This window comes from Halobaculum sp. P14, assembly GCF_051195155.1.
In the GTDB taxonomy this organism is placed as follows: domain Archaea; phylum Halobacteriota; class Halobacteria; order Halobacteriales; family Haloferacaceae; genus JBNTKA01.
Genome location: NZ_JBNTKB010000001.1, coordinates 664707 through 691317, shown reverse-complemented (window position 1 = coordinate 691317; position 26611 = coordinate 664707). Strand labels below are relative to the sequence as shown.

The 26611-nt window shown below is 69.1% G+C and carries 22 protein-coding genes; 17 read left to right on the top strand and 5 right to left on the bottom strand.

Annotated features, from left to right (window positions below):
* Window positions 1–54: 54 nt before the first annotated feature.
* Window positions 55–966 carry an S-layer glycoprotein N-glycosyltransferase AglJ gene (aglJ, locus tag ACQUS7_RS03510; protein ID WP_435144656.1) on the bottom strand — a complete coding sequence of 304 codons (912 nt, stop codon included), beginning with the start codon at window positions 964–966 and terminating at the stop codon, window positions 55–57.
* Between the two features lie 85 nt (window positions 967–1051).
* A complete protein-coding gene (locus tag ACQUS7_RS03505) occupies window positions 1052–1186 on the bottom strand; it encodes a hypothetical protein (RefSeq protein ID WP_435144653.1) in 135 nt (44 codons plus the stop codon).
* Between the two features lie 89 nt (window positions 1187–1275).
* On the opposite strand from ACQUS7_RS03505, the gene ACQUS7_RS03500 reads away from it, so the two are divergent.
* From ACQUS7_RS03500 to glmS, 7 genes are read left to right on the top strand one after another with little or no spacing between them, the layout of a single operon-like run.
* Entirely contained in the window at window positions 1276–2121 is an 846-nt protein-coding gene (locus ACQUS7_RS03500; protein ID WP_435144651.1) for a TrmB family transcriptional regulator, read from the top strand.
* 42 nt (window positions 2122–2163) lie between these two features.
* Complete coding sequence (locus ACQUS7_RS03495; protein WP_435127647.1) at window positions 2164–3312, top strand: NAD-dependent epimerase/dehydratase family protein; 1149 nt, start codon at window positions 2164–2166, stop codon at window positions 3310–3312.
* Window positions 3308–4213, top strand: a complete 906-nt coding sequence (locus tag ACQUS7_RS03490; RefSeq protein ID WP_435145240.1) for an NAD-dependent epimerase/dehydratase family protein — start codon at window positions 3308–3310, stop codon at window positions 4211–4213. Before ACQUS7_RS03495 ends, ACQUS7_RS03490 begins: the two co-directional genes overlap by 5 nt.
* Window positions 4210–5199 (top strand): NAD-dependent epimerase/dehydratase family protein, encoded by a 990-nt coding sequence (locus ACQUS7_RS03485; RefSeq protein ID WP_435144647.1) that lies wholly within the window; start codon window positions 4210–4212, stop codon window positions 5197–5199. The genes ACQUS7_RS03490 and ACQUS7_RS03485 overlap by 4 nt, the downstream gene beginning before the upstream one ends.
* On the top strand, window positions 5199–6404 hold the full coding sequence (gene glmU / locus ACQUS7_RS03480; protein ID WP_435144644.1) for a bifunctional sugar-1-phosphate nucleotidylyltransferase/acetyltransferase: 1206 nt from the start codon (window positions 5199–5201) through the stop codon (window positions 6402–6404). Before ACQUS7_RS03485 ends, glmU begins: the two co-directional genes overlap by 1 nt.
* Window positions 6401–7564 carry a sugar phosphate nucleotidyltransferase gene (locus ACQUS7_RS03475; protein ID WP_435144641.1) on the top strand — a complete coding sequence of 388 codons (1164 nt, stop codon included), beginning with the start codon at window positions 6401–6403 and terminating at the stop codon, window positions 7562–7564. The genes glmU and ACQUS7_RS03475 overlap by 4 nt, the downstream gene beginning before the upstream one ends.
* A gap of 2 nt (window positions 7565–7566) precedes the next feature.
* On the top strand, window positions 7567–9381 hold the full coding sequence (gene glmS / locus ACQUS7_RS03470) for a glutamine--fructose-6-phosphate transaminase (isomerizing) (RefSeq protein ID WP_435144638.1): 1815 nt from the start codon (window positions 7567–7569) through the stop codon (window positions 9379–9381).
* A 69-nt stretch (window positions 9382–9450) separates the two neighbouring features.
* On the opposite strand, the gene aglM is transcribed toward glmS, so the two are convergent.
* Window positions 9451–10743 (bottom strand): UDP-glucose 6-dehydrogenase AglM, encoded by a 1293-nt coding sequence (gene aglM, locus ACQUS7_RS03465; RefSeq protein ID WP_435144636.1) that lies wholly within the window; start codon window positions 10741–10743, stop codon window positions 9451–9453.
* 101 nt (window positions 10744–10844) lie between these two features.
* Between aglM and ACQUS7_RS03460 the strand changes: the two genes are divergently transcribed.
* Window positions 10845–12026, top strand: coding sequence for a glycosyltransferase family 61 protein (locus tag ACQUS7_RS03460; protein WP_435144633.1), 1182 nt, complete (start codon window positions 10845–10847; stop codon window positions 12024–12026).
* Between the two features lie 5 nt (window positions 12027–12031).
* Here the strand turns inward: ACQUS7_RS03460 and ACQUS7_RS03455 are convergent, their stop codons facing one another.
* Entirely contained in the window at window positions 12032–13603 is a 1572-nt protein-coding gene (locus ACQUS7_RS03455) for a flippase (RefSeq protein WP_435144630.1), read from the bottom strand.
* A gap of 81 nt (window positions 13604–13684) precedes the next feature.
* Here ACQUS7_RS03455 and ACQUS7_RS03450 point away from each other — a divergent pair, with 81 nt between their 5' ends.
* From ACQUS7_RS03450 to ACQUS7_RS03415, 8 genes are all read left to right on the top strand, one after another.
* Complete coding sequence (locus tag ACQUS7_RS03450; RefSeq protein ID WP_435144627.1) at window positions 13685–14746, top strand: GDP-mannose 4,6-dehydratase; 1062 nt, start codon at window positions 13685–13687, stop codon at window positions 14744–14746.
* Window positions 14743–15723 carry a GDP-L-fucose synthase family protein gene (locus ACQUS7_RS03445; RefSeq protein ID WP_435144624.1) on the top strand — a complete coding sequence of 327 codons (981 nt, stop codon included), beginning with the start codon at window positions 14743–14745 and terminating at the stop codon, window positions 15721–15723. The genes ACQUS7_RS03450 and ACQUS7_RS03445 overlap by 4 nt, the downstream gene beginning before the upstream one ends.
* Entirely contained in the window at window positions 15716–16210 is a 495-nt protein-coding gene (locus ACQUS7_RS03440; protein WP_435127665.1) for an NUDIX domain-containing protein, read from the top strand. Before ACQUS7_RS03445 ends, ACQUS7_RS03440 begins: the two co-directional genes overlap by 8 nt.
* Before the next feature lie 53 nt (window positions 16211–16263).
* A complete protein-coding gene (locus ACQUS7_RS03435) occupies window positions 16264–17448 on the top strand; it encodes a CgeB family protein (RefSeq protein WP_435144621.1) in 1185 nt (394 codons plus the stop codon).
* A gap of 197 nt (window positions 17449–17645) precedes the next feature.
* Entirely contained in the window at window positions 17646–18908 is a 1263-nt protein-coding gene (locus ACQUS7_RS03430; RefSeq protein WP_435144618.1) for a hypothetical protein, read from the top strand.
* 208 nt (window positions 18909–19116) lie between these two features.
* Window positions 19117–20052 (top strand): UDP-glucuronic acid decarboxylase family protein, encoded by a 936-nt coding sequence (locus tag ACQUS7_RS03425; RefSeq protein WP_435144616.1) that lies wholly within the window; start codon window positions 19117–19119, stop codon window positions 20050–20052.
* Between the two features lie 68 nt (window positions 20053–20120).
* Window positions 20121–21131, top strand: a complete 1011-nt coding sequence (locus tag ACQUS7_RS03420; protein ID WP_435144613.1) for a sugar phosphate nucleotidyltransferase — start codon at window positions 20121–20123, stop codon at window positions 21129–21131.
* On the top strand, window positions 21131–22021 hold the full coding sequence (locus ACQUS7_RS03415; RefSeq protein ID WP_435144610.1) for a glycosyltransferase family 2 protein: 891 nt from the start codon (window positions 21131–21133) through the stop codon (window positions 22019–22021). Before ACQUS7_RS03420 ends, ACQUS7_RS03415 begins: the two co-directional genes overlap by 1 nt.
* Window positions 22022–22126: 105 nt before the next feature.
* On the opposite strand, the gene aglG is transcribed toward ACQUS7_RS03415, so the two are convergent.
* On the bottom strand, window positions 22127–23041 hold the full coding sequence (gene aglG / locus ACQUS7_RS03410; RefSeq protein ID WP_435144607.1) for a glucosyl-dolichyl phosphate glucuronosyltransferase: 915 nt from the start codon (window positions 23039–23041) through the stop codon (window positions 22127–22129).
* A 146-nt stretch (window positions 23042–23187) separates the two neighbouring features.
* Here aglG and ACQUS7_RS03405 point away from each other — a divergent pair, with 146 nt between their 5' ends.
* The gene (locus ACQUS7_RS03405; RefSeq protein WP_435144605.1) at window positions 23188–26517 is read left to right on the top strand and encodes an oligosaccharyl transferase, archaeosortase A system-associated; all 3330 of its coding nucleotides are present in this window, start codon (window positions 23188–23190) and stop codon (window positions 26515–26517) included.
* The last annotated feature ends 94 nt before the right edge of the window (window positions 26518–26611 follow it).

Genomic DNA, 26611 nt, shown 5'->3' with positions numbered 1-26611 from the left:
CACGTGCCGCCGCGTACCACTGCCCAGCGCCACGCGGCGCCGGTCGTCAGCGACTCACTCCTTGTCTTCGAGCCGGTCGAGCGTCTCCCGGTGCAGCGTGACGAGCAGGTCCGACAGCACGCCGAACATGACGAGCTGCACCCCGAAAATCAGCGCGATGCCGGCGGCGATGGCGAGCACCTCGTGGGAGACGCCGTTCGCGAACCAGTCGTACGCGACGTAGCCGGCGACCGCGACGCCGACGGCGCCGGAGAGCACGCCGGCGCTCCCGAAGTAGAACAGCGGGTTCGACGTCTTCGCCTGCCGGTACAGCGCCATCAGGATGATGCCGCCGTCCCGAACCGGGTGGAGGTTCGTGTTCGAGCCGTCGGGCCGCGGAAGATACGTGATCGGGACGACGGTGGTGTCCACGCCGTGCCGAGCGCACTCCACCGAAAGCTCCGTCTCGATGCCGAAGCCGTCCGCGCTGAGCTGGAGCCGCTCGAACGACTCCCGCGTGAACGCCCGATACCCCGACAGGATGTCCGCGAAGTCCTCGCCGTGGATGTTCCGGAACAGCCAGTTGAACACCGCGTTCCCGACCTTGTTGAAGCCGGTCATCGCGCCCGCCTCCATGTCCGCGAACCGGTCACCGATGACGTGCTCCGCCGACCCGTCGAACAGCGGCGCCAGCATGTCGTCGGCGTCCGCCGCGCGGTACGTCCCGTCCGCGTCCGCCATCAGCACGTACTCCGCGTCGATGTGCTCTGAGACGGCCTCCCGAATCGCCTGCCCCTTTCCGGTCCGGGACTGCACGGCGACCCGCGCACCCGCCTCCACCGCCCGCTCCCGCGTCCCGTCGTCCGAGTCGCCGTCGATGACGAGGACGTTCGAGAAGCCGTGGTCGCGGAAGTCGCGGACGACGTCGCCGACGGTCTCGGCCTCGTTGTAGGTCGGGAGGAGCACGCAGACGGCGTCTCTGTCCATCGGTGAGTCGGTGTCAGGGTGGCGGGATAACAGCTTCGGGTCTCCGGTGCCGTACCGCCAGTCTGCCCGGTCGTTTCCGGCCGCGTCAGTCGTCGCGCTGCTCGCTCAGCGTCTCCCAGATTTCGGTGCAGCCCGCCCCGTCTTCGACCGCGTCCAGGTGTTCAGTGTCGTCCGACGGGCGCTCGTCGTCGCCCTCGGGCGGCTGCGTCGAGTTACTCATACCACGAGTAACTTGGATCGTTTGCATAAGTCTTCCCCCTCCGTTCGGACTCGCCCGACCTATAACCCCTGACGCCCCACGGGCGGGTAATGAGCCACGACGCTGACGACCTCTTCGAGCTGCTCGGGCTCGGGGAGTACGAGGAGACGGCGCTGGCCGAACTGCTCACCGTCGGGCAGACGACGGCGCCGGACCTCGCGGAGGCGACCGGAATTCCGAAGGCCAGGATTTACGGCGTCCTCGACGACCTCGCGGACGCCGGCTACGTCAAGGTCATCCCCGGCCGGCCGAAGCGCTACCAGCCGAAAGCCCCCGAGGAGATCCTGTCCACCGCCGTCGAGAACCGCCGGCAGTCGTTCGAGTCGTTCAGGAGCGAACTCGACGAGGTCCGCGAGGCGTTCACCGAGCAGTACGGCCCGCTGTACGAGAGCGCGAGTTCGGACGTGACGCCGACGGAGGAGCTGTTCTACGTCGTCGACGTCGGCGAGCCGAGCGAGCGGGAGACGCGGAAGCTGTACCGCGACGCGACCGACTGCGTCAACGTCATCACCAAGAGTTTCGCGTACCTGGACAGCGTCTCGCCGGCCATCGCGGACGCGCGCGAGGCGGGCGTGGACATGCGCGTGGTGTTCTTACATCCCGACCAGCTCTCCGCGGAGAACCGCGAGCGGCAGGCGGAACTGCTCGAGACGTTCGCCGACCGGTTCCCGGGCGTCGAGTACCGGTTCTCGCCGGAGCCGCTGCCGTGGCGAGGGACGTTCGCGGACCCGAGCATGGAGTACGACTCCGGCCGCGCGCTGCTGCTCGTCGAGGAGAAGGACGTGCCGCTGAGCATGCGGCAGGCCGCCGTCACCGAGAACGGGTCGTTCGTGGCCGGGCTCTCCCGGTACTTCGACATGCTCTGGGAGTACGAGACGGTCGCCTCGGACCGCTGAACAGGGGGAAGGTTCAAGTGGTTACTCACAATCTGAGTAACCATGGTCGTGCTCCTGACCGGCGCCGACGGCTACGTCGGCTGGCCAACCACGCTCCGCCTCGCGAACCGCCTCGACGAACGAATCGTCGCCGTCGACAACGGCGCCCGCCGCGACTGGGTCGAAGAGTCCGGCAGCGTCTCCGCGACGCCGATAGACGACCCGGAGACGCGCTTCGGCGACCTCGACGGCGTCAGCTACGTCGAGGGCGACCTGGCCGACCGCGACTTCGTGCTGCAGCTGCTGGACGTCCACGAGCCGGACACCGTGCTGCACGCCGCCGCACAGCCGAGCGCGCCGTACGCCGGCATCAACGGCGAACGGGCGCTGTTCACCCAGCAGAACAACGTCTCGATGACGCTGAACCTCCTGCACGGCCTCCACGAGACCGGGCTGGACGACGCTCACTTCATCGAAACCACCACGACCGGCGTCTACGGCGCGCCGGAGTTCCCGATTCCGGAGGGCGGCGCCGTCATGGAGAACGGCGGCGAGCGCGACGAGGTTCCGTTCCCGGCGATGGGCGGGTCGTGGTACCACCAGACGAAGTCGTTCGACGCCGCGAACATGCGGCTCGCCGCGACCGAGTTCGACCTCGACATCAGCGACGTCCGAACCGCTATCGTCTACGGCACCGAAACCGAAGAGACCCGGGCCGCCGAGTCGCCGACGCGGTTCGACTTCGACTACTACTTCGGCACCGTCGTCAACCGGTTCTGCGCGCAGGCCGTCGCCGGCTACCCCATCACGGTGTACGGGAAGGGCGAGCAGCGCAAGCCGATGGTCAGCCTCGAAGACACCGTCGAGAGCCTCGTCAACCTCGTCGAGCGCGGACACGACGGCGGCGACGGCGACGTCGACGTCTACAACCAGGTGACCCGGCCGGTCGCCATCGTCGAACTCGCCGAGACCATCGCGGAGGTCGGCTCCGAGTTCGGGCTCGACGCCGACGTGGAGCACTACGAGAACCCCCGCGAGGAGGACGAAGAACACGAGATGGAGATGGACAACGACCGCTTCTTGGACCTCGTCGGCGGCCAGCGGCAGACGCTCGAAGCGGGCGTCCGCGACGTCATCGGGACGCTCGTCGACCACGAGGGCCGAATCACGGCCCACGAGGACCGCTTCCTCCCCGGGGTGTTGACCGATTAACATCCTCGTCACCGGGGGCGCCGGCTACGTCGGCAGCGCGCTCGTCCCGCGGCTCGCCGACGCCGGCCACGACGTCCGCGTCCTCGACGACTTCGCGCTCTCCAGCCCGCGGAACCTCATGGGCGCCGACGTGCAGCGCTACGAGTTCGTCCGCGGCGACGTCCGCGACCCCGACGTCGTCGAACGCGCCGTCGAAGACGTCGACGCGGTCGTCCACCTCGCCGCCGTCACCGGCGCCGCGCAGTCGCACGAGGTCCGCGACCGCGTCATGGACGTGAACGTCGGCGGGACCGAGACGGTCGTTTCGGCGGCCGAAGACGCCGGCGTCGACCGGCTCGTGCTGGCCTCGTCGTGTAACGTCTACGGCGACGCGTACGACGAGGAGCTCACCGAGGAGTCGGAGCCGGCGCCCGGCAACCCCTACGCGGAGTCGAAGCTCCGCGCCGAGTCGCTGTGTGCCGACTCGGACGTCGAGTCCGTGGCGCTGCGGCTGGCGACGAACTTCGGCTACTCGCCGGGCGTCCGGTTCAACCTCGTCGTCAACGACTTCACGTTCCGCGCGCTCACCGGCGACCCGCTCACCGTCTACGGCGACGGGACGAACTGGCGGCCGTACCTCCACGTCCGCGACACGGCGCGGGCGTTCGCGGCGGCGCTCGACTGGCCGACCGGCGTCTACAACGTCGGCCACGACAACGTCCGCGTGCAGACGGTCGCGGAAACCGTCGCCGACGAGGTCGGCCGCGCGGTCGACGTGACGTACCTCGGCGACCGGGACCCCGGCCCGTCGTACCACGTCGACTTCCGGCGGATGCGCAAGGTCGGCTTCGAACCGACGCTGTCGCTCCGAGACGGCATCGCCGACCTCGCCTCGCAGTTCACCGCGGAGGTGGCGGCGTGACCGAAACGCACACCGTCGGCGTCACCGGCGCCGCCGGCTACATCGGGTCGCGCGTCACCGCGGACCTGCTCGACGCCGGCCACGACGTCGTCGCCGTGGACGACTTCTCCGCCGCGAAAGTCGACTCGATACCGGGCGTCGACGTCGTCGACGCCGACGTCTGCGACGCCGACGTGCTCCGCGAGCAGTTCGCGGACGTCGACGCCGTCTTCCACCTCGCCGCGATGACGCACGTCGGGGACTGCGAGGACCGCCCGGCGGACGCGTTCGACGTGAACGTCCGCGGCACCGAGACGGTCGCGTGGTTCTGCCGCGAACGCGGCCTCCCGCTCGTCTTCCCGTGCAGCATGGCAATCGTCGGCGACCCGGTCGAGACGCCCGTGACCGCGTCCCACCCGCGCGGCCCCGCCAACTTCTACGGCCGGACGAAGAAGATGAGCGAGGACGACATCCACGACCTGGCCCCCGGGTCGTTCCCGGCGCACGTCTACATGAAATCGAACCTGTACGGGAACCACGCCGTCGGCGGCGAGCGCGTCGGCAAGCGCACCGTCATCAACATCTTCGTCGAGAAGGCGCTCGCCGGCGACGCCCTGACCGTCCACGAACCGGGGACGCAGGCCCGCGACTTCGTCCACGTCGAGGACGTCGCGTCGGCGTACCTGCTGTCGCTCGACGAGCTCGTCGGCGCCGACCCGGGCGCGCGGACGCTCCCGCTCGCCAGCGGTGAAACCCTGAGCATCCTCGGCCTCGCGGAACTCGTCCAGCGCGTCGCCGCGGAGGAACTCGGAAGGGATGTCGACATCGAACTCGTCGAGAACCCGCGGAGCGGCGCCGAGCCGAGCGACGACCTCGTCGTCGACACCGACGACGCCCGCGACGCCATCGGCTTCGACGCGGAACGAACCGTCGAGGGGACGGTCCGCGAGATGCTCCGCGCGAACGCCGGGAGCGACGCCGCCGGCGACGCGGAGGGGGGAGACTGATGCAGACCGTGATTCTCGCCGCCGGCGAGGGGACGCGGATGCGGCCGCTGACGGCGCACCGACCGAAGCCGATGCTGCCGGTCGGCGACCGACCGCTCGTCGCGCACACCGCCGACGCCGCCGTCGCAGCCGGCGCCTCGCGTCTCGTGTTCGTCGTCGGCTACGAGGCCGCCGACGTCCGCGACCACTTCGGCGACGAGTACGCCGGCGTCCCGGTCGACTACGCGACGCAGACGGAGCAGCGCGGCACCGCAGACGCGGTCCGCGCCGCGCGCGGCCGCCTCGACGACGCCCCGTTCGTGGTGCTGAACGGCGACGACCTGTACGACCCGGCGTCGCTGGAGTCGCTCTACCGGTCGGCGCCAGCGGTCGGAGCGTTCCGCGTCGACGACCCGCGGCCCTACGGCGTCTTCGACGTCGACGGCGACGTCGTCACTGGCGTCACCGAGAAGCCGGACGACCCGCCGTCGTCGCTGGTCAACATCGGGGCGTACGCCTTCCCGGCGGCCGCCCAGCAGTGGCTCGACGTCGGGGAGAGCAGCCGCGGCGAACGCGAACTCACGGACGTGTTGGCGCGCGTCGTCGACAACTGCGACGTCCGCGCGATCACGTTCGAGTTCTGGACCGGCGTCGGCCGGCCGTGGGAACTCCTCGGCGCGAACGAGTGGGCGCTGTCGTCGCTGGAGCGCCGCGTCGACGGCGACGTCCACGCCGACGCCGACCTCCGCGGACCGGTCGTCGTCGAGGCGGGGGCGTCCGTCGACGCCGGCGTCGTCGTCGAGGGACCGGCGCTGATTCGGCGGGACGCCTCGGTCGGCCCGAACGCGTACGTCCGCGGCGCCACCGTCGTCGGCGAGGGCGCCACGGTCGGCCACGCCGTCGAGGTGAAAAACAGCGTCCTGATGGCGGGCGCGACCGTCGGCCACCTCTCGTACGTCGGGGACTCCGTCGTCGGCCGCGACGTCAACTTCGGCGCCGGCACCACCGTCGCGAACCTCAGACACGACGACGAGACGGTCCGCGTGCAGGTCAACGAGGAGTCGACGGACACGGGCCGGCGGAAGTTCGGCGTCGTCGTCGGCGACGGCGCGAAGACCGGCATCGAAACGGCGCTGAACGCCGGGGTGAAACTCGGCGCCGGCGCCCGCACCGAACCGGGGGAGACGGTCACCCGAGACAAACCGACCGTCACGAGCACAGAATGAAGGCAGTCATCCTCGCGGCGGGCGAAGGGACGCGGCTCCGGCCGCTCACCGACGCCCGCCCCAAACCGATGCTTCCGGTCGCCAACCAGCCGCTGTTAGCGCACGTCGTCGACGCGGTCGTCGACGCCGGCATCGACGACGTCGTGCTGGTCGTCGGCTACCGCCGCGACCGCATCCAGAACCACTTCGGCGACGGCGACGACTGGGGAATCGACGTCGAGTACGCCGTCCAGGAGAAACAGCTCGGCACCGGCCACGCGCTCTTGCAGGCCGAGCCGTTCGTCGACGGCGACTTCGTCGCGCTCAACGGCGACCGCGTCATCGAACCGGACGCCATCGCCGCGCTGGCGGCCGCTCACCGCGACGGCGACGACCCGACGATGGCGGTGACGCGCTCGGCGCAGCCGTCGAACTACGGCGTCGTCGATCTCGACGGCCGCCGCGTCGTCTCGCTCACCGAGAAGCCGCCGAGCCACGCCGCCGACAGCGACGTCATCAACGCCGGCGTCTACGGCTTCGACGACTCCGTCTTCGACGACGTCCGCGACACCGACGCCGACGTGGAGCTGTCGCTCACCGCGACGCTCCAGCGGCTCGCGGCGGAGAACCGGCTCCGTGCCGTCCCGTTCGACGGCCGGTGGCTCGACGTCTCGCACCTCTGGGACCTCCCGGCGGTGAACGCCCGGCTTCTCAGCGCCGACGGCGCGGTCCGCGCGGACTCCGCAGCGGTCCACGACACCGCCGCGGTGTCCGACGAGGTCGCGCTCGGCGCCGACGCGCGGGTCCGGGCCGGCGCCGCCGTCACCTCCGGCGTCTCCGTCGGCGACAACGCCGAGGTCGGCCCGAACGCCGTCGTCTCCAACGCCGTCGTCCTCCCGGACGCGACAATCGGGGCGGGGGCGGTCGTCCGCGACTGCGTCGTCGGCGAGGACGCGTCGGTCGGCCCGAACGTCACGGTCCAGGGCGGCGTCGGCGACGTCGCCATCGACGGGACGCTCCACGCCGACGTCCGCCTCGGCGGCGTCGTCGGTGACGGCGCCGCAGTCGGCGGCGGCGCCTCGTTCGTCCCGGGCACCGTGCTCGGCAACGACGCCCGCGTCGACCCCGGCGCGACGCTGCACGGACGAATCGAGGACGGCGCCGTCGTGAGGCGCGGATAACGATGTGCGGAATCATCGGCTACCTCGGCGACCGCGAGGCGCTCCCGCTGCTCGAAGCGGGCCTCCGGAACCTCGAGTACCGCGGCTACGACTCCGCCGGCGTCGCGCTCCGCGAACGCGGCGACGTCGCCGTCCACAAGAACGCCGGCGACATCGACGACCTCGTGCTGCCTGCGTCGTCGCCGGCCACCTGCGGCGTCGGCCACACCCGCTGGTCGACCCACGGCGAACCGACCGACGCGAACGCCCACCCGCACACCGACTGCACCGGCGACGTCGCCGTCGTCCACAACGGCATCATCGAGAACTACGACGAACTCAGAGCCGACCTGCGGAGCCGCGGCCACGAGTTCACGAGCGACACGGACACCGAGGTCGTCCCGCACCTCCTCGAGGAACGCCTCGCGGACGGCGACTCGCTCCCGGCAGCCGTCGAAGCGACCATCGACGACGTCCGCGGCAGCTTCGCGCTCGCGGTCACCGTCGCACAGTATGACGGTCTCGTCGCGGCCCGCCGCGGCAGCCCGCTCGTGCTCGGCCACGCCGACGACGGACTGTTCCTCGCGAGCGACGTCACCGCGTTCCTCGAACACACCCGCGAGGTCACGTACCTCGAAGACGGGGACGTCGTCGTCGCGGACCGCGACGGGCTCACCGTCCGGAACGGCGGCACCGCGGTCGACCGCGGCCGCGAAACCGTCGACTGGGAGGCCGACGCCGCGGAGAAGGGCGGCTACGAGCACTACATGCTGAAGGAGATACACGAACAGCCCGGCGCGCTCAGGCAGGCGATATCCGGCCGCGTCGACGAACTCAACGGCGACGTTGACCTCGACGTCGACCTCCCCGACGAGTACCTGCAGTCGCTCGAAGAGGTCCAGTTCGTCGCCGCCGGCACGTCGTACCACGCGGCGCTGTACGCCGCCGACCTGGTGGAGACGCACGCGGACGTCCGCACGTCGGTCGACGTCGCCTCCGAGTACGAGTTCGGCGGCGGCCGCGACCCGTGGCGGACGCTCGTCGTCGCCGTCACGCAGAGCGGCGAAACCGCGGACACGCTCCGGGCGCTCCGCCGCGCGTCACGCGCCGGCGCTCGCACCCTCGCGGTCACGAACACGCTCGGGTCGACCGTGACGCGTGAAGCCGACGACGCCGTGTTCATCCGCGCCGGCCCCGAAATCGGGGTCGCCGCCACCAAGACGTTCTGCTCGCAGGTCGCGACGCTCGCGCTGCTGTCGGTCCACCTCGGACGCGTCCGCGGCGCCCTCTCGGCGACGGAGGCCGGCGAGTTCCTCGAACACGTCCGCGGACTCCCCGGCGCGGTCCAGCGCGCGCTGGACGCCGAAGCCGACGTCCGCGACGCCGCGGAGACGTACGCCGACGGCGACGCGTTCTTCTTCGTCGGCCGGCGCCTCGGCGCCCCCGTCTCGCTGGAGGCGGCGCTGAAACTGAAAGAGATCAGTTACGACCACGCCGAGGGGTTCCCGGCGGGCGAACTCAAGCACGGCCCGCTGGCGCTGGTGACGCCGGAGACGCCGGTGCTCGCGACGCTGACCGACGGCGCGAACCCCGGCGAAACCCTGAACAACGTCAAGGAGGTCGAAGCGCGCGGCGCGCCGGTCCTCGGCTGCGCCTCGTCGGCCGTCGACGACGCGCAGAAGTTCTGCGACGTGGTGTTCCCGGTTGCCGACCTCGGCGCGCTCGAACCGCTCGTCGCGAACGTCTACTGGCAGCTGTTCGCCTACCACGTCGCGAACCTGAGCGGGAGAAGCATCGACAAGCCGCGGAACCTCGCGAAGAGCGTCACGGTCGAGTGACGCCCGGACCCGGGCCGGTCGCCGCGACCGGCCACCGTTCCCGACAGGACGCAGAGCAGACCCCTTCAGTTACCAGCAGAGCCCCTCGTACACGTTGAGCGCGTCCCGGTCGACGTCGATGCGGCGGCCGTCGACGACCACCGACCGCGCCATCCCGCCGAACGAGAGGCCGTCGAACTCGGGCCAGTCCGTCGCGACGAGCGCCGCCTCGGCGCCGTCGAGGGCGGCGGCCGCCGAGTCCGCGTACGTCACGTCGGCGTCGTCGCCGAGGGCGGCCCTGGCGTTCTCCGTCGCCACCGGGTCGTACGCGACGACGTCGGCGCCGGCGTTCTCCAGCAGCCGGACGAGTTCGAGCGCCCGCGAGTTCCTGACGTCGTCGGTGCCGGGCTTGAAGGCGAGGCCGAGGACGGCGATTCGCGCCCCGTCCGGGTCGACGTGCCGATTGAGCAGGTCCAGCATCCGGCCGGGCTGCCCGTCGTTGACGGCGACGACGGCGTCGAGCAGCGACGGCTCGTACCCCTCGTCGCGGGCGAGCGTCCGGAGCGCGTTCGTGTCCTTCGGGAAGCACGACCCGCCCCAGCCCAGCCCGGACCGGAGGAACGACGACCCGATGCGGCTGTCCAGCCCGACCGCGTTCATCACCTCGTAGGCGTCGATGTCGAGCTCCTTGCAGACGTTCCCGAGTTCGTTCACCAGCGACACCTTCGACGCGAGGAACGAGTTGTTCGCGTACTTGATCATCTCCGCCTCGCGGACCCCGGTGTCGACCATCGTCGTCTCGTCGGCGAGCGGCTCGTACACCTCGTGTATCGCCGCCCGGGTCCGGTCGTCGCTCGCCCCGACGACGACCTTGTCCGGGTCGAGGAAGTCCGCGACTGCGGAGCCTTCCCGGAGGAACTCGGGGTTCATGCCGACGCCCAGCTCCTCGCCGACCGCCTTCCCGGACCGCTCGGAGACGACCGGCGCGACGACGGACTCGTTCGTCCCCGGCAGCACCGTGCTCTTCGTGACGACGACGTGCCGACCGGACTTCTCGGCGAGCGCCTCGCCGAGCGACTCCGCCGCCGCCTCCATGACCGCGAGGTCCTGCCGGCCGTCGTCGTCCTGCGGCGTCGGCAGACAGAGGAACGTGAGGTCCGTGTCGACGACGGCGCCGTAGTCAGTCGTCGCCGACAGCCGGTCGCCGGCGTACTCCGAGACGAGCGCAGACAGCCCCTCCTCGTGAATCGGCGCGGTGCCGGCGTTGATCGCCGCCACGACGTCCTCGTCGACGTCGACGTTCACCACGTCGTGTCCGATGTCCGCGAGGCAGGCGGCGAGCGTCGTTCCGACGTAGCCGCTCCCGATGACCGAGACGTTCATGTTTCCCGGTGGGCGGCGGTCCGTAATCAATCACGTGATGCGGCCCGTCGCCGCGCCGGGTGACCGAAGCAGATACGTGCCGGCGGTCGCTCCCCCGACACATGCAGGAGCTGGCGGGGCGGATACTCCGCAGGGTCGGCGGGTCGTCAGCCGTTCGGGCGGCGCTGGGACGCCGAACCGTCGACCGCGAAGACCTCGGACGCGCCACGGCCGACGGGGCTGCGGACGCCGACTGGACGATGCGGTGGACCGGCGACCCGCAGACGCTCACGTACTCCGAACCGGCGACGCCAGCGCCCTACCCCGAAAAGATCGACAGGCGGACCTCCGAGTCGTTCCGGCTCCCGGCGCCGTTCCTGGCGGAGTTCACCGACGCCCACCTCGTCGGGCGGCGCGGGCTCACCATGGCGGCCGACGGCCGATACGTCACCGAGGCGTCGGCGCTCGGGAACACCGAGCTTCTCGTGCAGAACCTCGCCGTCACGGTCGCGGACGGGCACGCTCCGGTCCGGCGGACGCCCCGACGGCGGCTCGACTGCGCCGTGTCCCTCGCCGGCTCGTGGAACTTCGGCTACTTCCACTGGACCACCGACTGGCTCGCGCGGCTGGACGCAGTCCGCCGATACGAGGCCGACAGCGGCGCCGAACCGTCGGTCCTGCTCCCGCCGGACGTGACGCCGTGGATGCTGCAGTCTCTCGACGCGGCCGGCGTCCCCGAGGAACGTCGCGTCCACTGGTCGGGGGAACGAATCGGCGTCGACAGACTGCTTGTGCCGTCGGTCCGCCGCGTCGTCCACGACGACGAGCCGCGAGACGTCGACGTGCTCGACCCGGACGCGCTGGACTGGCTCCGAGCGACGATGCGAGCGAACACGGCCGACGTCGACCCACCGGACGACGTGACCAGCCGGATTTACGTCAGCCGCGCGGACGCCGACGCGAGGCGAGTTCGGAACGAGTCCGCGCTGATGGACGCGCTCTCGAAGTACGGCTTCACCCGCGTCGTGCCGTCCCGGCTCACGGTGCCTGAGCAGGTGGCGACGTTCCGGGATGCCGACGTCGTCGTCGGCCCGCACGGCGCGGGGCTCACGAACGCGCTGTACGCCGACGACGCCACGCTTCTGGAGTTCTTCGGGGACCGCGTCGCCACCTGCTACCTGACGCTCACTGAGAACCTTCCGGTGACTTACGGCCTGCTCGAAGCGGACCCGCGCGGCACGGACATGGTCGTCTCGCCGACCGCCGTGGTCGACGCGCTGGCGTCGATGGGGGTCGACCCGTAGCGCCGCTACGACATCAGCCGGCGAGCCATCCGTTTCAGCGGTTCGAGGTCGACGCCGAACCGCTCTTCGACGCTGTTCACCAGCATGATCTCCTCGTCTTCGATGCCGCCGAACCGGAGCACTGAGACGCCGTACAGAACCACGAACACGCCGAACGCTGCGACGAGCACGACCGGCGTCGGGTCGAGGACGGCGCCGACGAGGAGGCGGACGGCGACGAACGCGGCGACCCCGGCGGCCCCCGGTCTGAGCATCGACATCGTCACCGGAACGATTCCCTCCTCGCAGTACAGGATGGTAGACAGCGCGACGTTGAGCGCGGCGTAAGTCGCGGTCGTCGCCGCCGCGGCGCCGAGTGGACCGTACCTCGGGATGAGAAACAGATTGAGCGTGGTGTTGACCGCGGCGGCGCCGCCGTCGACGTACATCAGCAGCCGAGTCATCCCGATGGACGACGCGGTTTCGCGGTTCATCCCCGCCACGGTGTGGACGAAGAAGCCGACGACGAGCACCGCGAGGACGTCGCCGCCGCCGGCGTACTTCGCGCCGAACGTCAGCGAGATGAGCCTCGACGGGAACGCAGTCATCACGAGGAACACGGGGAGGCTCACCACGAATATCCACTTCGTCACGACCTGATACATCCGGTTCACGCCGGCGTGGTCGCCCGAAGCGTGCAGCTCCGAAATCACCGGGAGGAAGATGAAACCGAAGGCGGTCATCGCCGTCATGAGCAGCTTCGCCAGCGGGTAGACGACGTTGTACAGCGCGACCTGCTCGGTGCCGCCGCTGAAGTAGCCGAGCAGGAGCGTGTCGAGGTCGTTGAGCACCATCGAGAGCATCCCCGACAGCAACAGCGGGAGCGAGAACCGGAGCAGTTCCTCGTGGCGGAGCACGGCGCCGACCGTCCGGTCGGTGAGTGAGGTCTCTCGGTACAGATACGCCGCACCGAGCAGCACCGGCGCGATCCAGCCGGCCAGATACGCCAGCGAGACGCGGAACGCGGAGCCGCCGACCACGAGGAACACGACGGCGATCGCGACGATTCGGACCGTCGGCCGAGAGATGTTCTCGATGACGACCTTCGGGACGGTTCGCTGCTGCCCCTGAATCGTCGACGTCACCAGCTGGTGCAGCACCATCAGCGGAATGACGGCGGCGAACACGCGGAACACCGGCGCGACCTCGGGGGTGTCGAACGCAATACGGGCCACCGTCGGCGCGGCGACGAACAGGGCGCCGCCGAACAGGAGGCTCAACGGGACTGCGACGGAGAACGCCGTGACAAGGACGCCGCGCCGGTCCGCCGGGTCCTCGTACCGCGGGAGGAACCGGCCGACGCCCTCGTGAACCCCGAGGAGCGCGACCGTGGAGGCGGTCGCGGCGACGGTCGTACCCAGCGAGACGCTGCCGTAGTCCGCGATGCTGAGCTCTCGGGCCACGATGAGCTTCCCGACGAACGAGATTCCGAGCTGCAAGACGAGCCCGGCGAGGAGGATGCCGCCGCCCTTGAACAGTTTCCTGACCGAGTCGTCGAGCCTCGACATGGGGACGTACCGCGACGTTCCGGCGCTCACGATTAAACGTCCCGGGTTCCGCACCGGATGGGAAGGGAAGGTACATAACCGTAGACAGGCATGCGGCGACTAGAACTCTCAATGAACGTCGACGCGAAACTCGCCGACCGCCCAGTGTTCGTCACCGGCGCGGACGGCTTCGTTGGTTCGCACCTCACCGACCGGCTCGTCGAGGCGGGCGCTGACGTCCACATCTTCGTCCGCGCGACCTCCAGCGGCGAACTGAAGAACATCCGGCACCAGACGGACGACCTCACGGTTCACCGCGGCGACCTCCGCGACCAGCACTCCGTCAAGCAGGCGCTCTCCGCGCTCAAGGGCCACGGCGACGCCATCATCTTCCACCTGGCCGCGCAGGCGCACGTCGGCGAGTCGTGGGACCGGCCGTACGAGACCGTCGACACCAACGTCGTCGGCACCCTGAACCTGCTGCAGTCCGTCGTCGACCTCGACCTCGACATCTCGAAGTTCGACACCGCCGGGACGTCCGAGGAGTACGGCAACGTGAAACAGGAGATGGCGGAGAAACACGAGTTCGAGGAGGACGGCCGCGTCCTGCTCTCGGAGCGGTCGCCGGTGAACCCGACGAGCGTCTACGCCACCTCGAAGCTCGCCGCCGACTTCCTCACGATGAACTACCACGACGCGTACGACCTGCCGACGGTCACGACGCGCATGTTCAACAACTACGGGCCGCGGCAGAACCCGCGGTACATCACGGGGACCATCATCACGCAGGCGCTGGAGCGTGACATCGTCGAACTCGGCAACCTCGAACCGAAACGCGACCTGTGCTACGTCGAAGACGGCGTCCGCGGCCACCTCCACGTCGCCCTCGAAGGGTCGCCGGGCGAGCAGTACGTGTACGGCTACGGCGAGAACATCTCGATGCGCGACTGGACGAACCTCATCCTCGACGTCGGCACCGAGGAGGGCTACTGGGAGCGCCCCGAAATCGTCCAGGAGGACGAGCGGTACCGCCCCGGCGACAGCGACGTCGAGGAACTGCTCGTCGGCTACGAGAAACTTCACAACGAAACCGGGTGGGAGCCGCAGGTCGACTGGCGCGAGGGCGTCCGCCGCACCATCGACTGGTACGCGAAGAACAAAGAGTCGTGGTACGGGCGCGTCGACTGGCGATGACGGACTGGCACCGGGGAACCGCGGACTACTGGACCGGCAAGTCGGTGATGGTCACCGGCGGCGCCGGCTTCCTCGGCAGCCACCTCGTCGAGGAGCTGAAGCGCCGCGGCGACGACGTCGACGTGTTCGTCCCCCGGAGCGACGAGTACGACCTCCGCGAGAAAGCCGGAATCCGACGCGCACTCCACCGCTCGGACCCGGACGTCGTCTTGCATCTCGCCGCCACGGTCGGCGGCATCGGCGCGAACCGGGAGAACCCGGGGCGGTACTTCTACGAGAACGCCGTCATGGGCATCGAGCTGATGGAGCAGGCGCGGACGTACGGCGTCGAGAAGTTCACGATTCTCGGGACCATCTGTTCGTACCCGAAACACACCCCGGTTCCGTTCAGCGAGGACGACCTCTACGACGGCTACCCGGAGGAGACGAACGCGCCGTACGGCATCGCGAAGAAGGCGCTGCTCACGCAGTCACGGGCGTACCGGAAGCAGTACGGCTTCGACAGCATCTACCTGATGCCCGTGAACCTGTACGGCCCCCGCGACGACTTCGACCTCGAGACGTCGCACGTCATCCCCGCCATCATCAGGAAGTGCGTCGAGGCGCGCGAACGCGGCGACGACTCCATCACGGCGTGGGGAACCGGCGAGCCGACGCGCGAGTTCCTGTACGTCGACGACGCCGCGGACGGCATCCTCACCGCCACCGAGCGGTACGACGAGTCCGACCCGGTGAACCTCGGGAGCGGCATGGAGATATCGATTCGCGACCTCGTCGAAACCATCGCGGACGTCACCGGCTTCGACGGCGACGTCGTCTGGGACACCTCCAAACCGGACGGCCAGCCGCGACGGAAACTCGACACGACCCGCGCGAAACAGCGGTTCGACTGGGAGGCGACGACCGACTTCCGCGAAGGCCTCGAACGCACCGTCGAGTGGTACGAACGTCACCGCGACGAGGTCGTCGATGGCTGACCTCGACCGCGTCGACTGGGTGCCGGACGACGTGTGGGCCGACGTCGTCGAGTACGTACCCGTCCCGTCTGTCGACCTCGTCGTGTTGTGCGACGGCGGCGTTCTGCTGGCGAAGCGCCGGAACGAGCCCGCGAGAGGCGAATGGTTCGTCCCCGGCGGCCGAATCAGGAAGGGGGAGCGAATCGAGGCGTCCGTCCGGCGCGTCGCCCGCGAGGAACTCGGCGTCGACGTCGCCGTCGAAGCGGAACTCGGAGCGTACGACCACCTGTACGACACCGCCGACGTCCCGGACGCGAACGGGAAACACTACGTCGCTCACGGCTACGTCGTCGCGCCCGACTCCGAGACGTTCGCGCTGGACGACCAGCACGACGACGCGCGAGTGTTCGCCCCCGCCGAACTGGCGGACCTCGACCTCCACCCGAACGTCGCGGCGTATCTGGCGGACGCCGGCGTGCTCGACGAGACGGCGGACGGCGGAGAATGACTTTTATCCGGCAGGCGTAATCCTCCGACAGTGAGCCGAACCGGAGTGAGACGATGAAGGTGCTCGTGTTGAGCCACGACTACCCGAAGTTCCTCGACTGGCTGTACGACGCGAACCCGGGGCTTGCTGACGCCCCGTACGAGACGCAGCGGCAGGTCCGAGCGGAGAGCCTGTTCGGAACGAACGACTTCTACCTCGAGGAGTTCCGCGACCGCGGCCACGACGCCACCGGCGTCTTCGTGAACAACGGCCATCTCCAGCGAGCGTGGGCGCGCGACCACGGATACCGCGACCGGCGAGAGACCGACGACTCGTCGACGTCGGTGCTCGACCGGATGAGAACCCGGCTGGCGGACACCGTCGTCAGTAACTTCGTTCCGCTCTTGCGGTCGACGCTCGGGGACGAATTCGTCCGGCCGTCCTGGTTTTACGACATACTCGGCCAGCAGCTCGAACACTACGAACCGGACGTCGTGTTCAACCTCGCCGTCGACGGAATCAGCAGCGAGTTCCTCGCGGACGCGAAACAGCGGCACGACTTCCTGCTGGTCGGCCAGATCGCCGCGCCGCTTCCGGGCTGGGTGGACGCTGACGTCCACGACGTCATGACGTCCGCGCTGCCGCAGTTCGTCGACCGGTTCGAACGGAAGGGCATCCCGAGCGAGTTCGTCAAACTGGCGTTCTCCGAGTCCGTGCTCGACCGGATTGACCCGTCGGGGCCACGCCACCCCGTGACGTTCGTCGGGAGCCTGTCGTCGAACCACGAAGCGCGCATCGAACTACTCGAACGACTCGCGACCGAGGTTCCCCTGAAAGTCTGGGCCCCCGGCGTCGACCACCTCAGCGAGGAGTCGCCGCTCCGCGGCTGCTACCAGGGGCAGGCGTGGGGGCGAGACATGTTCGAGATTCTCGCGCGCTCCGACGTCGTCGTGAACAACCACATCGGCGTCGCGGGGCCGTACGCCGCGAACCTGCGGCTCTACGAGACGACCGGCGTCGGGAGCTTCCTCGTCACCGACGACAAGCGGAACCTCGACGACCTCTTCGAGCCCGGAGCGGAGGTGGCGACGTACGACTCCGTCAGCGACTGCGTCGACACGATTCAGTACTACCTCGAACACGACGCTGAGCGGGCGGCCATCGCCGACGCGGGGCAGCAGCGGACGCTTTCGGAGCACACGTACAGCGAGCGGGCCGACCAGTTGGACTCGCTCTTCGGCGAGTACACCGGTGCTTGACCCGACTCGCGTCCGTCGACGGTGCGTCTCTCCCTGTCCGCGAAGCGCGAGCGACGTATTGATACCGTGGACGTTCGCACCGTCCATACGACAGTGACCCCCACAAAGTGCCGTAACCGCCGCTCGCGACCACGCCGAGCGATGACTCCACCGACCGACTCGGGCCGTGTTTCATCAGTGACCGGGCCACGGCAGCGATGAGCGCCAGCGTGACCGTCCGGCAACTCGCCCCGGAACAGGACGTCTCGTTCGACTGTCCGCACTGCGACACCGGTCTTCGCACCACGGGGTGGCGGATGCCGGGGATGCGGGTGCTCGCGTCGCTCGAATGCCCGGCGTGCCAGCGGACGTACTTCGGAGACTATCCGGCGGGAGACGGATACTTCGGACAGGCGCTGCTCGAACGAGACACCGGGGAGGTTCACGCCGACCGGGACGACTTCTTCACGAAGTGGCTCCGGGAGTCCTGGGCCGCCCGGTCGTCCGAACCGGTCGACGTCGAGTGGACCACTCACCGCGAAATCGACGACCCCGTCGTGCTCAACTGCCTCGACACGATGTACGGCCACTGCCTGCGGAAACTGTTCTACGCCCAGTACCACGTCGACGAGGACGACCGAGACCTGGTCGTCATCGTCCCGGCGAACCTCGCCTGGATGGTGCCGGACGGCGCTGCCGCGGTGTGGGCGGTCGACCTCCCGCTCGGCCGCGGGACCGAGTGGAACGACTGGCTCGCAGACCAGTTCGAGTCACGCCTCAGCGAGTACGGCTCGGTCGCCGTCTCGTGTAACCGGCCGTTCCCCATCAACGTCGACGTCGACATCGAGCGGTTCACCGGGGTCGAACCGTTTCCGCTGGACGAGTGGGAGAGCCGTTCAGCGGACCCGACGGTCACGTTCGTCTGGCGCGACGACCGTCAGTGGTCCCGGTTCCCGCCGACGACAATCCTGTACGACTGGCTCGGCGGCCGGACCGCGAGGTGGGTCGTCGAAAACCCGGTGATGGCCCGGGCCGGGGACGTGCTGGACTCCGTGAATCGACGGATACAGCAGCGAAGAGTGATAGAACTCGCCTCCGAAATCCGGAGTCGGAACCCCGGCGTCGAGTTCGCCGTGGCGGGGTTAGGCGCCTCCGGCGGACTCCCCGACTGGATCGCGGATGAACGGGTTTTGTCGCCGACGACCAGCGACGAACGCCGCCTGTGCCGAAGGTACGCGGGAAGCCAGGTCGTCATCGGGGTTCACGGCTCGAACATGCTGCTCCCGTCTGCTCACGCCCCGGTCACGATCGACCTCATGCCGTCGCGCCGGTGGGGGAATCTCGAGCAGGACCTGCTCAGTAGACACGTGGATTCACGAGAAACGGGCTTCCACTACCACCTCCTGCCACTCGACACTGAGCCAGCGCGAGTCGCCGACCTCGCTTCAGCCGTCCTCGACGCCGACCACCGATTCGACTGACGTCGGCGTTCACCGTGGTGCCTCTTCGACCGCCCCCGACTCCGGTTCGGCGCTCCGCGGTTCGGCGCAGTCCGTCATCACGCTCTACGCGCCGAGAGCACTGCTCTCGCGCCGCGACGGTCGCTGCGTATTGCCCGGGCTGAACTCCGTCTCAGCCACACAGAAAAGGTTACCCGACCCCACCTGAAAACTCGGAGCAGTGCCAACGATGGGAGAGGATGTCCTCGTTACAGGCGGTGCGGGTTTCGTCGGTAGCCACCTCGTCGACTCGCTCCTCGACGACGGGCACGCCGTGACAGTCGTCGACAACTTCACGACCGGCCGGAACGCGAACGTGGCGAGCCACCGGGGCGACAGCGACTTCACGGCCGTCGACGCCGACGTCCGGTCCGCGTCGTCACTCCCGGACGTGGACGCGATTTACCACCTCGCGACCCGCGCCTCTCCGACGGACTTCGCGGAGTACCCCGTCGACATCGCACTCACGAACAGCGTCGGGACGAAGAACCTCCTCGACCACGCTCGCGAGTGCGACGCGCGGTTCCTGCTCGCCAGCACCAGCGAAGTGTACGGTGACCCCGAGGTGCATCCGCAACACGAGGAGTACAACGGCAACGTCGACCCGCGGGGGCCGCGGGCCTGTTACGACGAGGCGAAGCGGTTCGCGGAGACGCTGACGGTCGCCTACGGGGACGAGTACGGCGTCGAGACGCGGACGGCCCGCATCTTCAACACCTACGGCCCTCGGATGCGCGAGGACGACGGCCGGGTCATCCCGACGTTCGTCTCGCAGGCGCTCGCGGGCGAGGATCTGACCGTGTACGGGGACGGGACGCAAACCCGCAGCTTCTGTTACGTGTCCGACCTGGTCGCCGGGCTCAGAGCCCTGATGGAGACCGAGGGGCTCGACGGCGACGTCGTGAACCTCGGGAACGAACACGAGGTCACCATCAACGAACTGGCCGAGCGAATCCGGTCGCTCTGTGACACCGACAGCGGCGTCACCTACAGCGACCTCCCCGAGGACGACCCGCAGCGCCGCAGACCCGACATCGGCAGGGCGGCGAAGCTGCTGGACTGGGAGCCGGACGTACGTCTCGAAGACGGGCTGGCACGGACCATCGACTACTTCCGGGACGCGTAGGCTGGCGGCGGTTCCCTGAAATCCGAGGCTTCGGTGTCCTTTTCTACTCCGCACGAGCAACGGACGGTATGAAAGCGGTCATCCCGCTCGCGGGTCGCGGCACGCGTCTGTACCCGCAGACGCACACGAAACCGAAGGCGATGGTGCGCATCGCCGGGAAGCCCATCCTGGGCCACATCCTTTCGAGCGTCGCGAGCGCCGGCATCGACGAGGCGGTGCTCGTCGTCGGCGGGCCGATGCAAGCACAGATTCGTGAGTACGCGACGGACGCCTTCGGCGACGAGTTCGACCTGTCGTTCCCGGAGCAGGAGGACCCGCAGGGGCTCGGACACGCGATTCACCAGGCGGAACCGGCCGTCGACGGCGAGCCGATGCTCATCACGCTCGGCGACATGCTGTTCGAGAACGGCTACCGGACCTTCCTCGACGCTCACGAGACGCTCGGCGCCGCGGACGCGAGCGTCGGCGTGAAGCGGGTCGACGAGCCGAGCCACTACGGCGTCGTCGACGTCGACGACGACGGCTCGGTCCGCGAACTCGTCGAGAAGCCGTCCGAGCCGCCGTCGGACAAGGCCATCAGCGGCGTGTACGTGGTCGAAGACAGCGACGCGCTGTTCGACGCGCTCGGCCACCTCATCGACAACGACCTCCGTGGCGCCGGCGACGAGTTCCAGCTCACGGACGCGCTCCAGCGGATGGTGGACACCGGGTCGACGCTCCGGACGTTCGAGGTGGACGACTGGTACGACTGCGGCCGGCCGGAGACGCTGCTGGAGGCAAACCGGGTGCTGCTGGAGTCGATGGAGACGAACGGCGCCGGCCGGCTCGAAAACGCGGTCGTCGTGCCGCCGGTCGACATCGGCGCCGACGTCACCGTCGACCGGAGCGTCGTCGGCCCGTACGTCAGCCTGGACGACGGCGCGGAGATCTCGGACAGCATCGTCCACGACGCCATCGTCGGCAAAGACGCGGCGCTCTCCGGCGTGAACCTCGACCACAGCATCGTCGGCGACGCCGCGAGCATCAGCGGGGAACCGCAGAGCCTGAACGTCGGCGACAACAGCGACCTCAGCCTCTGATGCCGTCGCCCCGCGTCTCGGTCGTGACGCCGTCGTACGAACAGGCGGACTACCTTCCGGACAACCTCGCGTCGGTCGGTCGCCAGCGGTACGACGACGTCGAACACCTCGTGTTGGACGGCGGCTCCGACGACGGAACCGTCGACCTGCTGGAGGAGTACGAGGCGGACGCGACCCACGACGTCTGGTGGCGGTCGGAGCCGGACGACGGGCAGTCAGCCGCCATCAACGAGGGGTTCGAGCGCGCGACCGGCGACGTCGTCGGCTGGCTGAACTCCGACGACGTCTACTTCGATACGACGACGCTCGCGCGGGTCGCGTCGTGGTTCGACCGGACCGACGCGGACGTCATCTACGGCGACCTCGCGTACGTCGACGGACGGTCCCGCGTCACCGAAATCGACGTCCGGCCCGACTTCGACCGCGCGAAGCTCGGCTACCGAATCGTCGTCGGGCAGCCGGCGACGTTCTTCCGGCGCGAGGTGGTCGACGCCGAACGGCTCGACACCGACCTCGACTACTGCATGGACTACGAGTTCTGGATACGGCTCTCCCGCGAGTACGACGTCCGGCACGTCCGCGACGTCCTCGCCGGGTTCCGTCGGCACGAGGCGCAGAAGACGGACGACGCGGCGCCCGTGAACGCGGAAGTCGAGTCGATGCTGCAGCGGTACCGCGACGAACTCCCGGAGCCGCGGAACGTCGTCGTCGACAACGCGGCTACCGAGCTGCGGCGACTGGCGGCGAGCGCCGCCGAAACCGTCGGCCTTCGCCGCGACCCGCCGACGCTGGCGTTCGACGGCGACTTCGCGCCGCTCACCGAGATGCTGTCGAACCTCGGTCCCGGCGCCGCCGACGTCGCGAAAGCGCTCCGTCGCTGGCGCAGCTGAGCGGCGGCGCCGATCGCTCCGACCGCGCCGATACTGATTTCGAGCAGAACGGTTCCGGGCTTCCGTCGGCCGGCGTCGGTCGACCTCGGTCGGTGCCGGTCGACGTTACTTGGTCGCCAGCGCGTACAGGTAGCCGACGCCAGTGACGCCGGTGAGCGCCAGCAGCATCGCGAGCCTGTCCGCGCGCTCGGTCGACGGCGACGTCACCAGTTCGGCGACGCGGTCGGGGATGAACCACAGCAGCAGTTTCCGGAGGAACTCCTGTTCGGCGTCGGTCGACTCCGCGGCGACCTCCTCCATCCGCCGCTTCGAGTACCCCTGCCAGAACGCCCGTTCGAGCAGCCAGCGCCGCTCAGTCCGGTAGTCGTATATCTTGTGTTCGACCGTCGCGTCCGGGACGTACACCACCTGCTCGCCGGTTTCGCGCTCCAGCCGGGCGCACAGCTCGGTTTCGCCGCCCTGCAAGTTGTTCTCGCCGCGCTTGCCCATCTCGGTCTTGAAGCCGCCGAGGTCGAGGAACGTCTCGCGGTCGAACGAGAGGTTCGAACTGAACGTGTTCCTGACGTAGCCCTCGCGCTCGCGGAAGCCGCGGTAGGTGACGCCGATGAGGAAGTAGAACTCCTCGGGGAGATACGCCGGCTCCCCGTCGAGCCAGTCGGGCACCATTCGGCCGCCCACGGCGAGCGCGTCGTACCGGTCGTAGGCGTCGACGAGCCGTTCGACCCAGTCGGCCGAGGCGACGGCGTCGTCGTCGAGGAACGCGACGACGTCGCCGGTCGCCAACTCGGCGCCGACGTTGCGGCTGTGTGAGAGGCCACGGTTCTCGTCGTTGCAGTGCAGCGTGGCGTTTTCGACGTCGCCGTAGTCCGCCGTCACCCGCTCGTAGACGTCGTCGGTGCCGTCGACGACCACGACGAGTTCGACGTCGTCGTGCGTCTGGTCGAGGACGCTGTCGGCGGCCTCCCGGAACTCCGGGTAGCGATCCAGCGAGTACGTACAGAGGACGACGGAGACGCGCACAGACGCCGTGTCGCACCCGCCCCCCAAACCGCTTCCGCATTCCGCGTCCACTCCGCGTCGGCTCGGGTGTGACGGCTCGGGTGCGACGGCTCCGCTACTGCCCCACTTCACAAGGCTTATCCTCGCTTTCCGAATCGTTCGACGTAATGAGTAACGGCAGTGATAGTGATGCGAGCGCGAGCGGTGTACGGTCCATCCTCGGGCTCGACTACGACTTCGAGGGGAAGTCGGTCGCCGACCTCCTCCAGGACTTCTACCAGGTCCCCGCCCTCCTCGTCGTGGTCGCGGTCATGCTGTGGATCCGCCTGCAGTCGTACTCCCGTTTCGTCCAGAACGGCGAAGTGTACTTCAGCGGGAACGACGCGTGGTACCACCTCCGAGAGATCAGGTACACGGTTCAACACTGGCCGTCGACGATGCCGTTCGACCCGTGGACCGGCTTCCCGTACGGCCACTCCTCGGGGGGGCAGTTCGGGAGCCTGTACGACCAGCTCATCGCGACAGCGGCAATCGTCCTCGGCGCCGGCGATCCGTCCGCGGAGCTCGTCGCGAAAACGCTGCTCGTCGCGCCAGCCGTCTTCGGCGCGCTGACGGCGATTCCGACGTACCTCATCGGGAAGCGGCTCGGCGGCCGGCTCGGCGGACTGTTCTCCGCGGCCATCCTGATGCTGCTCCCGGGGACGTTCCTCCGGCGCGGCCTCGTCGGATTCGCGGACCACAACATCGCGGAGCCGCTGTTCCAGGCGTTCGCCGTCGTCGCGATTCTGGTCGCGCTCGCGGTCGCACAGCGGGACCGACCCATCTGGGAACTGGTCGAAGCCGGCGAACGCGACGAACTCCGCCCGACTGCGGTGTGGAGCGCCGTCGCCGGCGTCGCCATCGGGCTCTACCTGTGGGTGTGGCCGCCCGGGATTCTCCTCCTCGGTATCTTCGCGGTGTTCCTCGCCTACCAGGCCGTGAGCGACTTCACCGGCGGGCGCTCCCCCGACCACGTCGCCTTCGTCGGCGTCATCACGATGGTCGTGACCGCGCTGATGGCGCTCGTCGGGATGGAAGACCTCGCACTCACGCCGGTCACCCTCAGCCCGATGCACGTCGGGTTCGCACTCGCCGTCGCTGCGGGCTCCGTCTTCCTCGCCTGGCTCGCCCGCGAGTTCGAGTCCCGCGAGTTCGACGATGAGCTCCTCGACACGTACGGCTACGCCGGAACGGTCGGCGGCCTCCTCGCGGTCGCGACGCTCGCGGTTTTCACTATCGACATCTCCATCTTCAACTCTATCGCGAGCAACCTCCTCCGGTTCGTCGGGTTCAGCGCCAGCGCGGCCACCCGGACCATCGGGGAGGCGCAGCCGTTCCTCCAGTCGTCGCTCGCGCGGTACTACTCCGCTGTCGGCATCGTCCTCTCGGAGTACGGCTTCACGTTCTTCACCGCGTTCGCCGCCGCGGTGTGGGTGCTGGTGAAGCCGATGTGGCAGCGCGGCCGCACCGCCGACTACTACTACCTCGCCGCGTCCGGCGTCGTCGTCGCGCTGCTCACCGTCGGCTCGGAGCTGTTCGTGGAGATCACCGCCGTATTCGGCGTCGACCCGCAGCTCGCCGGCCTCGGACTGGTCGCGGCGCTCATCTTCGGCGCCGCGGCGCGCGTCCGGTACGACGCGGAACTCCTGTTCGCGGTCATCTGGGCGGCGTTCATCACGTCCGCCGCGTTCACGCAGGTCCGGTTCAACTACTACCTCGCGGTGTCGGTCGCCGCGTTCAACGCCTACTTCCTCCGGGAAGTGCTCCGCATCGCCGGCGTCGAACTCTCCACCGACATCTCGACGCCTGACGTCGAACTGTACCAGGCGCTCGTCGTCGCGGCCGCCGTCATGGTCGTTCTCGTCCCGGTGCTGACGGTACCGCTCACCATCGCGAACACCGGGAACCCGAACATCGACAAGACGAACACGGCGGTCCAGGTCGGCAACAGCACGTCTCCGGGCGCGGTCACCATCTGGGACGAGAGCCTCGAGTGGATGCAGGGGAACACGCCCGCTGTGGGGAACTACGGTGGCGCTGGGAACGCCGACAAACTCGACTACTACGGAACGTACAAGGAGCCCGCAGACGGCGACTACGACTACGCGGAAGGCGCGTACGGCGTGATGTCGTGGTGGGACTACGGCCACTGGATCACGGTGGAAGGCCACCGCATCCCGAACGCCAATCCGTTCCAGCAGGGAGCGACCGCCGCGGCGAACTACCTGCTCGCGCCGAACGCCTCCCAGGCGCAGGACGTGCTTCAGCGGCAGAGCACCGAAGGGAACCAGACGCGGTACGTCATGGTCGACTGGAAGATGACGACGGTCGGCTCGAAGTTCGGTGCGCCCGTCATCTTCTACAGCGCCTCGAACGTCTCCAGTTCGGACTTCTACTCGCCGGTGCTGCAGCGCGGCCAGTCCGGCTACTCCGTCGGGACGTACTCGTACAAGCAGCGGTACTATCAGAGCATGATGGTCCGGCTGTACGAGGGGCACGGCAGCCGGATGGAGCCGACCGTGAACGCCGGGATGTTCGGAGAGTTCGTCGTCGTGTTCGACTACGACACGGTCCAGACATCGCAGGGGACCACGTACAAGGTGCTTCCGCAGGGGCAGAACGCGACCGCGATCCGGACGTTCCGGAACATGAGCGCCGCCGAAGCGTTCGTCGAACAGGAGGGGTCGGCGCAGATCGGCGGCGTCGGCCCGTACCCGCGGGAGGCGGTGCCGGCGCTGAAACACTACCGGCTCGTCAAGGCGAGTAACACGTCCGCGTACGCGTCGGGTCAGTATCAGCAGAGCGTTCTGCAGGAGTCGCGCGCATACGGCCTGCGGCCGTCGCTGCTCCAGAAGACGTCGCCGCAGTGGGTGAAGACGTTCGAGCGCGTCCCGGGCGCCACGGTCGAGGGGTCCGGAGCGCAGCCGAACGAGACGCTGACGGCGTCGGTGCAGATGCGCGTCCCGGGGTCGAACTCGACGTTCACCTACACGCAGCAGACGACGGCGGACGCCGACGGCGACTTCCAGTTCACGCTGCCGTACTCCACGACGGGCTACGCGAACTACGGCCCGGACAACGGCTACACGAACGTCTCGGTCCGGGCGACCGGCCCGTACACCATCGCCGGCGAAATCCGGACGAACGAGAGCGCCTACGTCGTCCGGAACCAGGCGACGCTCAACGTCTCCGAGGGCCGCGTGGTCGGCGACGTCGACGGCGCGAAAACCGTGACGCTCGACACCCGCGTCCTGCAGGCGCCGGGCGGCGCCAACCAGACCGACGACAACAGCTCCACGGGCAACGCGACGAACTCCAGCGCGCTCGTCCCGCCGACGCTCGACGTCGACGGCGACGACGCCCTGACCGCGTCCGCATCCGCGTCCGCCGACGCCGCGTCCGCCGGGTCGGCGTCGCCGGCCCTGCTGGCGGCGGAGCGGGAACTGGCGCGCCCGTAGATGTCCGGCGACGGCCCCGCCGCTGACGCCGACGCTGACCGTGGTGTCGACGCTGACGCCGACGCCGACCGCGGTGTCGACGCCGACGCTGACG

Excerpts from the sequence above, each read along its gene's own strand:
- aglJ (WP_435144656.1), bottom strand. The coding sequence starts at position 966 with ATGGACAGAGACGCCGTCTGCGTGCTCCTCCCGACCTACAACGAGGCC.
- ACQUS7_RS03505 (WP_435144653.1), bottom strand. The coding sequence starts at position 1,186 with ATGAGTAACTCGACGCAGCCGCCCGAGGGCGACGACGAGCGCCCGTCG.
- ACQUS7_RS03500 (WP_435144651.1), top strand. The coding sequence starts at position 1,276 with ATGAGCCACGACGCTGACGACCTCTTCGAGCTGCTCGGGCTCGGGGAG.
- ACQUS7_RS03495 (WP_435127647.1), top strand. The coding sequence starts at position 2,164 with ATGGTCGTGCTCCTGACCGGCGCCGACGGCTACGTCGGCTGGCCAACC.
- glmU (WP_435144644.1), top strand. The coding sequence starts at position 5,199 with ATGCAGACCGTGATTCTCGCCGCCGGCGAGGGGACGCGGATGCGGCCG.
- ACQUS7_RS03475 (WP_435144641.1), top strand. The coding sequence starts at position 6,401 with ATGAAGGCAGTCATCCTCGCGGCGGGCGAAGGGACGCGGCTCCGGCCG.
- glmS (WP_435144638.1), top strand. The coding sequence starts at position 7,567 with ATGTGCGGAATCATCGGCTACCTCGGCGACCGCGAGGCGCTCCCGCTG.
- aglM (WP_435144636.1), bottom strand. The coding sequence starts at position 10,743 with ATGAACGTCTCGGTCATCGGGAGCGGCTACGTCGGAACGACGCTCGCC.
- ACQUS7_RS03460 (WP_435144633.1), top strand. The coding sequence starts at position 10,845 with ATGCAGGAGCTGGCGGGGCGGATACTCCGCAGGGTCGGCGGGTCGTCA.
- ACQUS7_RS03450 (WP_435144627.1), top strand. The coding sequence starts at position 13,685 with ATGAACGTCGACGCGAAACTCGCCGACCGCCCAGTGTTCGTCACCGGC.
- ACQUS7_RS03445 (WP_435144624.1), top strand. The coding sequence starts at position 14,743 with ATGACGGACTGGCACCGGGGAACCGCGGACTACTGGACCGGCAAGTCG.
- ACQUS7_RS03440 (WP_435127665.1), top strand. The coding sequence starts at position 15,716 with ATGGCTGACCTCGACCGCGTCGACTGGGTGCCGGACGACGTGTGGGCC.
- ACQUS7_RS03435 (WP_435144621.1), top strand. The coding sequence starts at position 16,264 with ATGAAGGTGCTCGTGTTGAGCCACGACTACCCGAAGTTCCTCGACTGG.
- ACQUS7_RS03430 (WP_435144618.1), top strand. The coding sequence starts at position 17,646 with ATGAGCGCCAGCGTGACCGTCCGGCAACTCGCCCCGGAACAGGACGTC.
- ACQUS7_RS03425 (WP_435144616.1), top strand. The coding sequence starts at position 19,117 with ATGGGAGAGGATGTCCTCGTTACAGGCGGTGCGGGTTTCGTCGGTAGC.
- ACQUS7_RS03420 (WP_435144613.1), top strand. The coding sequence starts at position 20,121 with ATGAAAGCGGTCATCCCGCTCGCGGGTCGCGGCACGCGTCTGTACCCG.
- ACQUS7_RS03415 (WP_435144610.1), top strand. The coding sequence starts at position 21,131 with ATGCCGTCGCCCCGCGTCTCGGTCGTGACGCCGTCGTACGAACAGGCG.
- ACQUS7_RS03405 (WP_435144605.1), top strand. The coding sequence starts at position 23,188 with ATGAGTAACGGCAGTGATAGTGATGCGAGCGCGAGCGGTGTACGGTCC.